The sequence below is a fragment of the Clostridium sp. C8-1-8 genome (genome assembly GCF_009928445.1).
Lineage (GTDB): Bacteria > Bacillota > Clostridia > Clostridiales > Clostridiaceae > Clostridium_AR.
This window is the reverse complement of sequence record NZ_JAABNO010000020.1, coordinates 54449-68647: the sequence shown is the minus strand read 5'-3', so window position 1 is coordinate 68647 and position 14199 is coordinate 54449. Positions and strand designations below refer to the sequence as shown.

Annotated in this window: 11 protein-coding genes; 10 read left to right on the top strand and 1 reads right to left on the bottom strand. The window is 31.5% G+C overall.

Annotated elements, in window-relative coordinates; genetic code table 11:
- The first annotated feature begins 10 nt into the window (after positions 1-10).
- The 10 genes from GXK57_RS18340 (at position 11) to GXK57_RS18295 (ending at position 12493) form a co-directional block, all read left to right on the top strand.
- Complete coding sequence (locus tag GXK57_RS18340; RefSeq protein ID WP_160679093.1) at positions 11-1309, top strand: MFS transporter; 1299 nt, start codon at positions 11-13, stop codon at positions 1307-1309.
- Between the two features lie 195 nt (positions 1310-1504).
- On the top strand, positions 1505-1759 hold the full coding sequence (locus GXK57_RS18335; protein ID WP_160679091.1) for a hypothetical protein: 255 nt from the start codon (positions 1505-1507) through the stop codon (positions 1757-1759).
- A gap of 319 nt (positions 1760-2078) precedes the next feature.
- Complete coding sequence (gene glmM, locus GXK57_RS18330; protein ID WP_160679089.1) at positions 2079-3428, top strand: phosphoglucosamine mutase; 1350 nt, start codon at positions 2079-2081, stop codon at positions 3426-3428.
- 200 nt (positions 3429-3628) lie between these two features.
- On the top strand, positions 3629-5083 hold the full coding sequence (locus GXK57_RS18325) for a DUF5050 domain-containing protein (RefSeq protein ID WP_160679087.1): 1455 nt from the start codon (positions 3629-3631) through the stop codon (positions 5081-5083).
- A 92-nt stretch (positions 5084-5175) separates the two neighbouring features.
- Entirely contained in the window at positions 5176-5631 is a 456-nt protein-coding gene (gene msrB, locus GXK57_RS18320) for a peptide-methionine (R)-S-oxide reductase MsrB (RefSeq protein WP_160679169.1), read from the top strand.
- Positions 5632-5822: 191 nt separating this feature from the next.
- Positions 5823-6215, top strand: coding sequence for a secondary thiamine-phosphate synthase enzyme YjbQ (locus GXK57_RS18315; RefSeq protein WP_160679085.1), 393 nt, complete (start codon positions 5823-5825; stop codon positions 6213-6215).
- A gap of 525 nt (positions 6216-6740) precedes the next feature.
- Complete coding sequence (locus tag GXK57_RS18310) at positions 6741-7340, top strand: nitroreductase family protein (protein ID WP_160679083.1); 600 nt, start codon at positions 6741-6743, stop codon at positions 7338-7340.
- Between the two features lie 545 nt (positions 7341-7885).
- Positions 7886-9307, top strand: coding sequence for a 6-phospho-beta-glucosidase (locus tag GXK57_RS18305; RefSeq protein ID WP_160679081.1), 1422 nt, complete (start codon positions 7886-7888; stop codon positions 9305-9307).
- A 383-nt stretch (positions 9308-9690) separates the two neighbouring features.
- The gene (locus tag GXK57_RS18300; protein WP_160679079.1) at positions 9691-11241 is read left to right on the top strand and encodes a nitrite/sulfite reductase; all 1551 of its coding nucleotides are present in this window, start codon (positions 9691-9693) and stop codon (positions 11239-11241) included.
- A gap of 307 nt (positions 11242-11548) precedes the next feature.
- Positions 11549-12493, top strand: a complete 945-nt coding sequence (locus GXK57_RS18295) for a DUF5700 domain-containing putative Zn-dependent protease (RefSeq protein ID WP_160679077.1) — start codon at positions 11549-11551, stop codon at positions 12491-12493.
- Between the two features lie 149 nt (positions 12494-12642).
- Here the strand turns inward: GXK57_RS18295 and GXK57_RS18290 are convergent, their stop codons facing one another.
- Positions 12643-13851 carry a macrolide family glycosyltransferase gene (locus GXK57_RS18290; protein ID WP_160679075.1) on the bottom strand — a complete coding sequence of 403 codons (1209 nt, stop codon included), beginning with the start codon at positions 13849-13851 and terminating at the stop codon, positions 12643-12645.
- Positions 13852-14199: the final 348 nt, after the last annotated feature.

Here is a 14199-nt window from a genome sequence, read left to right as displayed (position 1 = left end):
GGAAGTAATAATGAGTGAAGAAGTAAGAGCAATAGAAAATTCCGATACTACAGAAGAAAACTCTACAGATAGAGTAGAAAAACTATGGAATAAAAACTTCTTTCTACTTTGGCAAGGACAGCTTGTTTCTTGCTTTGGAGATGCAATATACGAAATAGCCTTAGGTTTTTGGGTGTTGGCAGTTACAGGATCTTCAGCACTTATGGGAACTATAATGGCCATTACAATGATCCCAAGGATTATAATATCACCCTTTGCTGGAGTACTAATTGATAGAGCAAATAGAAAGGCTATAATTTTACTTTCGGATTTTATAAGAGGTGCAGCAATTATCTTAGTTGGAGTTGCTATATATAAAGGAGCAGGCGCAGTTTGGATGGTAATGGTAGCGGGTATACTGCTTGGTATATGTTCGGCATTCTTTGGGCCTAGTATAAGCTCTGTAATGCCTGATATAGTGCCTAAATCAAAACTACTACAAGCAAATTCTAGTTATCAAATGTCTACAACAGGAGCAAACCTTGTAGGTACTATGTCAGGAGGAGCTATATTTGCAATTCTTGGAGCTCCTATTATGTTCATATTAAATGGATTCTCATATCTTTTCTCCGGATTTATGGAGTTATTCTTAAAAGTTCCTAAGGTTATTCACAAAAAAGAAAAAGCTAATTTTAAAGAAGATTTTATAGATGGATTAAACTTTTCAGTAAAGTTTTCTGGGTTAAGAAATATAATTGTACTGGCTTGTGTTATTAATTTTTTTGCTCAAGTCGGGATAGTCTTATTTATGCCTTACTTTAATTCTACTCCAGGCTTAGATGCAAAAAAATATGGTATAGCTATGGGTATATTCACTTTAGGCATGATATGCGGAATGATGTTTTTGTCTATAGTAAAAATAGCTCCAAAGAAAAAGTTTAATGTATTCGTAATAAGTGGACTTGTCAGCATGGGGGCTATGGTTGTTGCTCCTATAACCGAGAATATATATGCTATTTGTATATTATTATTCGTAGCTGGCTTATTGAATGCTATGTTGAATACTTTACTGAATACAACCACTCAGTTAATAGTTCCTCAAGAAATGAGAGGAAAGGTTTTTGCATTGATGGGAACCTGTACTCAAGCACTTTCTCCTATCGGTATGATAATAGGAGGAATTCTTGGAGGCATATTAGGCTCAAAACAAGTTATAGTTGGAAGCTTTAGTGCAACTATTATATTTATAGCGTTTTTCGCATTTATGAAGTCTGTAAAAAAAGTTATTAATTATGATCCTGAACATGAAACCTTAGAAGATATAATGTAAGTATTATTACTGATTAATGTATATTGGTTTATTAGCTAATAAGTGATATGCACAGGTATAACTTAGTGACAAATTTATATTATTAAAATCTCAGCTTAGAAGTTAGAAGAACTTTAAAAATAGTTATTAGGTTGAAGAATATATCCTTAATATAAGGTTAAATAATCTTGGAAAATTGAGATTGGGGGAAGGGTAATGAAAATAAGTGTAAGAGAAAAAAATGGTAAAGGGTTAAATATAAGAGTTCCTATGGGAGTTTGCAGATTTTTTATTAAAACTGGTATGTTTGGATTAAAGCACTCAAGAGACTATTTAGATGAAGAGGTATTAAAATATTGTAATCCAAAGTTAATGGATGTGGCATTAAAGGAGTTAAATAAAAACTATAAGGGACTGACAATAGTGGAAGTTCAGGATAAAGATGGAGACCATGTTAAGATAACAATCTAGCATACATAGGTGCCTTAAGGTGCCTATTTTTTTATGATTAATTTTATTTCTTTAGGATACTTTATATTTATGAAGGTTGAAGGATTATGTAGAGAAAGAAGTTTATCTGGATATTAAAGGGATAAATGTAAGCAATCTGACGAAATTTATGGGAATTTTAATATTATCGTAATTTCTTCGTTGTTGCTTAATTAGGATAACCTTCATATAATATACACTAGAGGCTATTTGCTACAATATAAAACTTAATGATTTTGTGAGTTTTTGTAGTTAGCCATATATACAAAAAGTAAAAATCCAAAAGTGAGGTATATATTATATGGGAAGAATGTTTGGAACTGATGGAGTTAGAGGTATAGCGAATACTGAGCTTACTGCACTTACAGCTTATAATCTAGGGAGAGCTGGCGCTTATGTATTAACAGAGGGAACACATAAGCCTAAGATTTTAGTTGGTAAGGATACAAGAATATCTTGTGATATGCTTGAATCAGCTTTAGTTGCAGGTATACTGTCAGTTGGTGCAGAAGCAGTAGCAGTAGGTGTAGTACCAACTCCAGCAATAGCTTATCTAACAAGAGAGTATGGAGCTGATGCTGGAATAATGATATCAGCATCCCATAATCCGGTGGAATATAATGGAATTAAGTTTTTTGATAATAGAGGATATAAGCTTCAGGATGAATTAGAGGATGAAATACAAAGAATAATAGAAAGTAACTTTGAAGGTGTTCCAAGTCCTACTGGAGAAGCGGTTGGAAGAAAGAGAAGAGAAGTTGGTGCTTTAGAAGATTATATAGAGTTTGCTAAGAATACAATTGCATTTGATTTAGATGGGTTGAAGGTTGCATTAGACTGCGCAAATGGAGCTTGTTATTCTGCAGCGGTTCAAGCATTTAGGGATCTTGGAGCAGATGTTTTCATAATTAACGACAATCCAGATGGCACTAACATAAATGAAAACTGTGGTTCAACTCATCCAGAGGAGCTTATGGATTATGTTGTTAAAAAAGGCTGCGACGTAGGTTTTGCCTTCGATGGAGATGCAGATAGATGTCTTGCGGTTGACGAGAAAGGCAAACTTATCAATGGAGACTATGCAATGACTCTTTGTGCAAAGCATCTTAAAGAAATAGGAAGATTAAAAGACGATACATTAGTAGTTACTGTTATGAGTAACTTAGGTCTAAAGATTGCTTGCGAAAAAGAAGGAATAAAGATTATAGAAACTAAGGTTGGAGACAGATACGTACTTGAAGAGATGGTTAAGGATGGATATGTACTTGGTGGAGAACAATCAGGGCATATAATATTCCTAGATTTCAATACTACAGGTGACGGTTTAGTTACTGCACTTCAAATGGCTTCAATAATAAAGAAAAGTGGAAAATCACTAAGTGAATTAGCATCTATAATGCATGAATTACCACAAGTTCTTGCAAATGCTGAAGTCCCAAATGAAATGAAGAACATACATGAAGAAGACGAAGAGATAAAAAGTGAGATTAGAAAAATAGAAGAGGCTCTTCATGGTGTAGGAAGAGTTCTTATAAGACCTTCTGGTACAGAGCCTTTAGTAAGAGTTATGCTTGAAGGAGAAAATCAAGAGGAAATAGATAAGTTAGCTCACGATTTGGCTAAGTTGATAGAGAGAAAAGCCAATAAGTAAATATAAAGTTATAGAAAGATGTCCACAGAGGTGGGCATCTTTTTTTATCGTCTGACAGATTTTTCTCAGATACATTCGGAAAGGAAGATTCACAAAAAAGGTCTATTGAAGAAGGCCGCTTCAGTCAGCTTCTTTTATTTAGTAATATAACTCCAATAATAAAAGTATAATAAAATGAAAGCTTTTTTGGAGGGTGTTTAATGAAGAGAAAGGAATCAATAAATGAGGCTGAAACGGAGAATACAAAAAGAAAACCAATTCTTAAAAACTCTAAGTTTTTATTAGTCGCTGCACTTATATTATTGGTATTGACTGCTTCAATACTCATAAACTTAAGTAGAATAACAACTTTTTACTACATAAAAAGGGCAGAGGCTACTATTAACTCAAAAAAATATGAAGTTGCAATAAATTATTGTGATAAAGTTCTTAAAAACTCTGATAAGGATACTAGAGCCATAGTTCTAAAGTCTAAAGCTTTAGAGGGAAAAGCAGACATAATAGGTGCAATAAAGCTACTTAATGAAGGGATTTCTAAGCTAAAAGGTGAAGATGCTCTAAAATCGCAACTTGATGAGATAATAAAATCTTTAAAGTTTAACCAGGAAAATATTAAAATCTATGAAGGACAAAGTTTGGTTATGCCAAGCAGTATTAAAGCGTACACCTCTGATAATAAGGAGGTAGAGTTAGGTGTGAAGTGGTTTGCTAAGCCTTTATCTACTGATATAGCAGGAACTTATATATTGGGAGGAAACTTAGAGCTTATAAATAAACCTGTAGAGTGTAAGCTAGATATAATAAAATTTACTGGTAACACCGAAGGAAATATAAATAACAAATCAAATATGGTTCAAAAAGATAGTTCTATTTTCTTTGTAAACGGTGAGGATAATAATAACATTTATAAGATGAATATAGACGGCACTGACAAGAAAAAGCTTACAGATATAAAAAATGAAAATAATCTAATTACAGCCTTTTATAATCTTAGATTAATTGATGGTGTTTTGCTAGGAACTAAGTTAACTGGCTATATAAATTCTGATTATAACACGGAAGTATTTAGAATGGATACTAATGGAGAGGGTTATAAAGTTATATCTCAGGGAAAGTATTCTGATATACTGGATGTAAATAATAAAAAGGTGTTTTATAAAGAATATTATCCAGATAGTTCAACAGATAAATATTTTGAATATGATATAGCTGCTGATAAGAGTACAAGTATAGACTACGAATATTTGAAGTCTAGGAACTTAAATACTGGAGAGATATCAATCAAAAATCCTCAGGATAAAATGTTGTCTAAGTATGTACAAACTACTGAAAAATATGAGTATAGTTTTATGCTAAATGACAAAGATATAAACTATAACTACTTTAACAATCACAGTGGAGAACTTCATAAGAAAGATATAAATACTAAGGAAGATAAGCTTATTGAGAAAAATATTTTATGTGCTAATATATTAAATAATAAAATATATTTTTCAAATGATGATGGCATATATGTGGTTGATGAAGTGAACTCATCTAAAAAGAAGTTGTTAGACATAAAGGGTGCGACAGATATAAATTTATGTGATGGCTATCTAACTTATAGGGATACAACTACAAATTATATTAAGCTAATAGATTTGAAAAATAAATAATCTACTATGTGCATTTACGTTTTAAATTATATTTGCTAGCAACTTACAAATAATAATACTTACTTAATTAATTGGAGGGATGAGATTTGCCAATAAATAAATATACTAAAGAGAGTGATGAAAAGTTAAAGGAAAGATTAACTCCGCTTCAATATGAAGTAACACAAAATAACGGTACAGAAAGGCCATTTACAAATGAGTATGATACAAACTTTGAAGAAGGAATTTATGTTGATATAGTTTCTGGAGAGCCTCTATTTGCATCAAGTGATAAATACAATTCCGGCTGTGGCTGGCCGGCTTTTACTAAACCTATAAATAATGACTTTATAAAGGAAAAAGCTGATTTAAGCCATAATATGCATAGAGTAGAGGTAAGAAGTGCAGATGCAGATTCTCACTTAGGTCATGTCTTTACAGATGGGCCAGAAGAAGAAGGCGGACTAAGATACTGTATTAATTCAGCTTCTCTAAGATTTATACCAAAAGATAAATTGGTACAAGAAGGTTATGGAGAGTTTATAACCTTATTTGATAATATAATCTAAAAAGTACATCGCTAAAATTGTTACTGTGATAAAATTAAAATAATCAATGGTTTATCCATAGATGTATTACCTATTAACTAAACTTATATTTTTCCTAGATATATTAAAGGAAAGTTGAAGACAGAGGTTTAGTTACTATAGGTATACATCTATATTTTTTATCTAATGTTGAATAGGAAAGAGGTATTTTGATGGAGCATAATGTGAAAACCAGAGCAAAGGATGAATTTATAAATATTACTCCTATGATAAGACAGGAATTAAAAGATAGTGGTGTGAGAAATGGTATAGTAGTAGTTTTTGTGCCACATACTACTGCGGGAATAACTATTAATGAGAATGCAGATCCAGACGTTGTTTCTGACATGCTTTTTGCTTTTAGAAATGTGTTTCCAGAGAGTAAAGAGTTTAAACATTTTGAGGGTAATTCACATGCACATATAAAGGCATCCTTAATGGGCTCTTCTGTTAATTTGATAGTGGAGAATGGCCAGCTTAAGCTAGGTACATGGCAAGGAGTTTACTTTTGCGAATTCGACGGCCCGAGGGATAGAAAAATATATATAAAGATTATAGAGGGCTAAACTATATTATTTATGAATATATAAATAAATACAGAGTAAGATAGGAACATAAAGGAGTCTAGAAGTCTTTTATGTTTTTTATTTTCTGGCTATGTTAAAACACCGCGTTTAAATTAATTGCTCGCTCATATAGCATCTCCTTCATAGCCACTTAATTTAAACAACATTTTTAAACATAGCATATTTTTAGAATATAAAATTTATAAAAATCATGATTAAAGAGCTAAACAGTAAATAAAAAAAAGATTCTATTAAAGCATTGTGTTGAACATAGGATAGATAGAAGCATTAAGAAAAAAACTAGGTGATATTTATGATTTTATTAGCATAACTTTGAAAAAGAGGGTAGAGATAAAAAACTACTAAAAAATATAAAAGTTTTATAAAAATACTTGACTGTTGAGAATTGGTATCATATAATTTATATATAGTTAGTTACAATAAGTTAGTAACTAATATTAAGTATAAAATAACATATGAATTCTAATATAAAAAATAAAAATAAATATTACGGAGGTAATTAAAATGGAAAAGAATTTTTTTGATGCTATAGAAAGCAGAAGATCATTTTACGGAATTAGCAAGGAAGCAGTAGTTTCTGATCAGAAGATAAAAGAGGTTATAGAAAAGGCAGTAAAGTATGTACCATCTGCATTTAACTCTCAAAGTGCTAGAGTAATATTATTACTTGGAGCTCAACATGATAGACTATGGGAGATAACAAAGGATGCTTTAAGAAAGATAGTACCAGAAGATCAGTTTAGCTCTACTGAGGACAAGATAAATTCATTTAAAAATGGCTATGGAACAGTATTGTTCTTTGAAGACAGCAGTGTTATTGAGTCTTTGCAAAATCAATTTGCGTTATATAAAGATAACTTCCCAATATGGTCTCAACAATCAAGCGGCATGCATCAATTCGTTGTTTGGACAGGATTGGAAATAGAAGGCTTTGGAGTTTCTTTACAGCACTATAATGAACTTATTGAGCAAGATGTTAAGAGTGAATGGAATGTTCCTGCTAACTGGAAGCTTATAGCTCAGATGCCTTTTGGAAAACCAACAGCAGAACCAGCTGAAAAGCAATTCCAACCATTAGAAGAAAGAGTTAAGATATTTAAATAATATATAAATTTAGTTAATGAAAATCGCTTTTGCGATTTCTTTATATAAAATATCGGGATATAAAACTACTGTTAATAGACGTTTTATATCCCGAATTAATTTTAAGACTGAAAAAATCATTTAATTATATTAGCTCACTAATATAGCATCTATTCATAAACAGCTAAATTCAACAATGTTCTTAAGCATAGTCTGAAGTAAAAGAAATAGTTGAAGATACTTTATACGAAAAGATTTCCTAAATAGTTTAGCATAGCTTATATTTAATTTTCAGAATTAGAAAAAAATTATGCTGATGAAAAGGTTATAATAAGGGCATAAGATCGATTAAAGCAATTAATAATAAACATTAAGATAATATTTTTTACTATCTGCATCTGATTGATTCAAAGTGATACAATGACTTTTCACTATATGTAATAAAAAAAGAAAACTTATTGGTTTCAAATGTATTTCTTGCATATATCTGCATATACGAAGAAAAGATTTTATTAAGCAACTAATTTTAGAAAAATTATATATTTTAATAATTGGGAGGAATATTTATGAAAATGAAAGAAGGGTTTTTATGGGGAGGAGCAACTGCTGCTAACCAATTTGAAGGCGCATGGAATAAGGATGGCAAAGGTCCAAGCACTGCTGATATGATGACAGGAGGTACTCACACTACCCCAAGAAGAATTACTCCTGTTTTGGAAGAAGGAACATATTATCCAAGTCATGAAGCTATTGATTTTTATGGGCATTATAAAGAAGATATAAAGATGTTTGGAGACATGGGATTTAAGGTATTCCGTATGTCAATAAACTGGAGCAGAATATTTCCTAATGGAGATGATTTAGAACCAAATGAGGAAGGCTTGAAGTTTTATGACAACGTATTCGATGAATTAATAAAGAATGGTATAGAGCCATTGGTAACAATATCTCATTATGAAACTCCATTTGGACTTACTCAAAAGTATAATGGATGGGCAGGAAGAGAAGTTATAGACTGCTACTTGAGATATTGCGATACTATTTTTAAGAGATATAAGGATAAAGTAAAGTACTGGCTTACTTTCAATGAAATTAATGTTCTTACTATTCCTTTCGGTGCATTTATGGGTGGAGGAATATTGACTAAGGAAGATGAAAATTCTGACCAAACTAGATATCAAGCATTACATCATCAATTTGTAGCTAGTGCAAAAGCTGTTAAGCTAGGACATGAGATCAATCCAAACTTTAAGATTGGCTGCATGATAGCATATATGACTCTTTACCCACTTACATGTAATCCAGATGATATATTATTAGCTCAAAAAGAGGATCAACTTAGAAACATGCTTTGTGGAGATGTTCAAGTAAGAGGATATTATCCAGCATTTTCTACAAGATACTTTGAGGAAAAAGGCATAAGCATAGATATGGAACAGGGTGATGCTGAGGCATTAAAAGAGGGAACTGTTGACTTCTATTCCTTTAGCTACTATATGTCAAATGCAGTTAGTGCGGATCCAGAAAAACAAGAAGAGGCAAAGGGGAATTTACTTGGAGGCCTTAAGAATCCTTACTTAAAAGCTTCAGATTGGGGTTGGCAGATTGATCCTAAAGGGTTAAGATGGACTTTGAATCATATTTATGATAGGTATCAAATTCCTGTAATGGTAGTAGAAAATGGATTAGGTGCAGTGGATGTAGTTGAAGAAGACGGATCAATAAATGATGATTATAGAATAGATTATTTAAGAGATCATATAATAGAGATGGAAGAAGCAGTTAAAGACGGTGTGGAACTTATGGGATATACAATGTGGGGATGTATAGATTTAGTAAGTGCTTCTACTGGAGAGATGAAGAAGCGTTACGGTTTCATATATGTTGATAAAGATAATGAAGGCAATGGAGATCTTAGCAGAAGACCAAAGAAGAGTTTCCACTGGTATAAGAAAGTTATTGCTTCAAATGGTGAAGATTTAGCATAAGGCTAATTTAATATAAAATAATTATTAAAGAGAAGGTTAATCTAAGGATTGACCTTCTCTTTACTGTATAGACTAGTTGTAACTTTTTTGCTCGGCTAAAGTTGGTAATATTAGGGTGGGAGAGCGGATTAATAAGAAATGCCTTATAAAAGAAAAGTTAGTTTAGTAAAGTATAAAATAGTTTAAAAATTACCATTATAATAAGTATACTAAGATTAAACAATTACCCTAGATAATGTGCGGAGAAGCTTTGACAACTTCTAAGGGAATAAATGACTTTGTGATTAAAATCACAGTTTTACTTGGTATAAATATAGTAGTATACTTTTGTATAAGAGTATGAAATTAACAAAAAATACTACTTAATTGTTGGGGTGATTGTAATGAGTGATTTAAAAGAACAATTAATTAAAGACATTGAGAATTTTAGAATTATAGGTCATAAATTCTTAGATGGTGAGATAAATAGAGCTGAATTTAAGAAGACTTCAGGTGGAATGGGTGTATATTCTCATAGAAGTGGAACAGAATTCATGGTAAGATTAAGAACTTTTTCAGGAGTTCTATCGAAGGATAAACTAAAATTCATTTATGGATTAGCGGACAAATTCAATCTTGAAGGGGTACATCTTACAACTAGACAAGATATACAACTTCATGGATTAGGTATAGATGAAATATATGAGATTATGAAAGCTGCTTTAGAAGAAGGAATACATACTAGAGGAGCTGGTGGTAATTTTCCAAGGAATGTAGCTCTGTCACCACTTTCAGGCGTTAATCCTAAGGAAGCGTTTGATGTAACTCCATATGCTATAAAGGTTAACGAACATTTTTTAAGTAAAATAACAAGCTACAAATTACCTAGAAAGTTAAAGGTGGCTTTTGCTAGCAGCAATGAAGATGAGGCTCATGCTACAGTTACAGATTTGGGATTTTTAGCAGTAAAGGAAAATGAAAGAGAATATTTTAAACTTTATCTAGGTGGCGGACTTGGAAGAAATCCTAAGGTTGGAATAGAATATGATGAACTAGTAGAGCCAAAGGATGTATTATATCATGTAGAGGCAATGACTAGCTTGTTTATTGCTGAAGGTGATTATGAGAATCATGGCAAGGCTCGTATTAGATATATAGTTGAGAGAATGGGAGCAGAAGCTTTTATTCAATGCTATAAGAAGCATTTAGAGAAGGTTAGGACAGAGCAAAATATAAGTTTAGAGGTAATTAATAAAAAAGTTGTTAAAGAAGGCAGAAAAACTAATTTAGTTAGTAATAGGCTTTTTGAGCAAAAGGTTGAAGGACTTTATAGTGTATACTTCCATCCTATAGGAGGACAATTAAAGTTATCTGTATTAAAGATGCTTTTAGAGGAAATAAGCGTCATTGAAGAAGCTGAAGTAAGACTTACAATGAATGAAGGTTTATACATAATAAACCTTAACGGTGAAGAGGCTGAAAGATTAATAAAGCTTACAAAAACTCTAGGTGGAGAAACTAGATTAGAACAGTCAGTAGCTTGCATTGGTGTACCTACTTGTCAAATAGGTGTTTTAAATGGACAAAAGACACTTCAAGAAATAGTAAGCAAATTCAAGGAAGAAAATATAACAGAAGATATATTACCAAGAATTCATATATCAGGTTGTGCCAATTCTTGTGGAGTACATGAAGTTGGAGCTATAGGTTTCTTTGGAAAACTTAAGAGAGTAAACAATGTGTCAAGTAATGTTTTTGAGCTACATGTAAAGGGACAATTAGGTAAAGGTGTTACAAAGCTTGGGGCTTTCTATGGTGATATTCTTCAAGATCAGGTACCTCAATTTTTACTTGAACTAGCAAAAACTATAAGAACTGAAAAGGTTGAGTTTATAGATTGGCTTGAAAGCCATGAAGCAGAGTTTAAGGAACTGGTTGCTAAGTTTGCTGTTTAGAAGCTTAGTGTATATTTAAAAATATATATTATAAAAAGTCATGCATTTTATAAAGATGCATGACTTTTTACTTTTTAAGAGTTTATGATTTTTGTAGGCTGCAGCGCTATTTATAAGTAATCAATGAAAACATGGAAGGAGTTAATTAACTAATGTTGAACTTATATCATTAGCAAATTTAATGATTTTATTATGGGTCCCAACTTCAACTATTAAGTTATGAGTGCCTAAAGTTCATAGGTGTGTGATTTTAAGTCAGGTATAACTTAAGTCTTCGTAATGTGATCCTATAGATTGGAGGATATGTGTGAGTATAAGTTTTGATTATTCAGCATTAAATAGATCCATTGAGCTATTTGATAATATAGAGAAGAATACACTAACAGAAAATCAAATTAATAGATATTTAGAAGAGGAAGGAATTAAATTTCTAAATGAGCATCTTTTCCATTATGGTGGAAGTATGATTGGTAAGGAGTTATTGGTGAAGTTATTTAGTTTGGCAATAGAGAACCCTAAACTAGAAGGTGTTGATAATATAATATTAAAGAGTATTAAACAGGGTTTTTCTAGATTAAGCTGTGTCAAAAAAACTCTTTCAAAATTGGACTTAAATCAAATAATAGACAATTCTGTTAAAATGGCCAATAAGTTTTTACCAATATATATTGATGATGACCTTGATATAAAGGTTTATTTTTTGTATGGAATAAGAGGAACCTCTATAGTGCTTAAAGATAAAATAGCTGTTGATTTATGTGATGAAGTTCTATGGGAGGGAGATAAAATTAATTCAGAATTCTTAACTAGAATAATTGCTCATGAAGTTCATCATATAGGTACAGATAGGAATTTTAAAGCAGTAATAGATGGCTTAAATTCAGCTAGAGAAAAAGGTAAGGTTAGATTATTAAGTGAGCTTCTTTCGGAAGGAAGCGCAATGTATTACTTAAATAATCCAGAAGAATTATCATCTTTCAAAAGTACTCAATGGCAGAATAATGATGAAAACATGGCCTTAATATTAGAAGAGGTAGAGTTAATAATAGATAAAATAATAGCAGGGGGGCTAGAGGTAGATAAAGAAATAGAAGTTCTTTTTGGACAAGAACTTAAGGGGTATTGGGCCGGATACCATATGGTGGAGATTATTGATAGGATTTTTGGATTAAATACTGTACTTGAATGTATTTCAAATATAAATCTGTTCCTAGAATACTATAATACAGCTAAAAAGTCTACAAATACATAGAAGTAGTATTATGCCAAGTGAGAGTATAAAGTTCTATGTAAAGCCTATGGATATAAGATTATTTACTTATATCCATAGGCTTTATAATCAAGCAAAATCTAATATGAAATTCTGTTATTAATGTGAAGCAGTAAAAGCTTACAATAGGGCTATACTGCTAAGTTTTCTTTGAATTTCAGTATTTCTTCTGCTGCTTTTTTATAGCCTCCTGAATGCTCAAAGGATTGACTTATCTTTTTTATATTTTCGTAATAGCTTGGATCAATCAATACCTTATTAACAGCTTGCTTTAAATCTTCTACTGAAAGCTTGTCTGCATCAAGTTTAATTGCTGCACCTAATTCAGCTGCCCTTGATGCCATATAAGGCTGATCTGCTCCAAAGGGAATTGCAACAAAGGGAACATTATTATATATTAAATCGCTAGTGCTATTCATACCAGCGTGGGTTATAGCAACATTAGTATACTTAAGTATTGCAGATTGAGGTACATAGTTTTTTACTATAAAGTTGTCCGGAATAGAAAAACTTGAGGTATCAACATTGTAAGCAGTCATCACTACCACTGCGTCAATATTACCAAAAGCTTCAAAAAATAAATCATATACCTTTAGATCAGCAGCACTAAAAACTGTGCCTAAAGATATATATATAACCTTCTTGCCTTCCAACTTATCAAAAGGAAAATCTAAATCTTCTTTTCTATCATATATAGGAGGTCCTATGAATCTAAAACTATCATCATAGTACTCAGGATGAGCTACAAAGTATTCAGAGGTATAGGCGATATTTAGGTCACCCTTATTAAAGAATAGTTCTATTAATGAAGGAGTTGTTACACCATAGGTATTCTTAAGATTGGTTGCAAGCTTATTGTAAGTGTCCATTACAGGGTGATTTTTTAATAAGTCTTCATTAAACTTATTGCCAGATCCGTATTTAAGCTCTCTTGGGGTAGCAAATATGGCAAAGGAGGATACTGAAGGGATGCCTAGTATTTGTGCTATAATTTTACCATAAGGGAAAGAAGCTCCATACATCATGTAGTCAAAGTGCGTATCACCTATTTCAGCTAAGAAATCTTTTATAAAGTTTTCGCTAGATTGGAGAGTAATATTTATAAAGTTAAGCATTTGTTCCATGCTAGAGTGTTTATTAGTTACACCAGTTTGAGGCCGTTTAAACACATCAGCTTTTAATTCTTTATAAGTAGCTCCGGTTTTCTCTATTCTTTCTTTGAATTCATCATAAGAATAATAGATAACCTCTTCTCCTCTCTTTACTAATTCTGATACCAAACCTAAGGTAGGGTTTACGTGTCCGTGTCCACGAACATTTAAAAATAGTACTTTTGACATTTTATCACTTCCTACAAATTAATTTTAATTAATGTTATATATTTATCTTTTATGAATTTTAATAAAAGTACTTTTTTAAGAGTTCCTATATGGAAACTTAATTTATGATTGTTCCACAATCCAAACTTTTAGGGATTGTCGGGCAGGTATAAATTAATAGTTCATTTAGGAATTTTATAATTGTACCTCTTAATTTCGAAGTTATTTCTTATAGTTCCTATGGGGGTCTAAGGAAAAGCTAAAGATTTAAATTCAACAATTTAAGAGGTACGTTTATATATTTCTTAAGAATAGTTTACTACTTTTTTTATAAATGTCAATTAGTTGAAATAAATGAAACTTATAGAA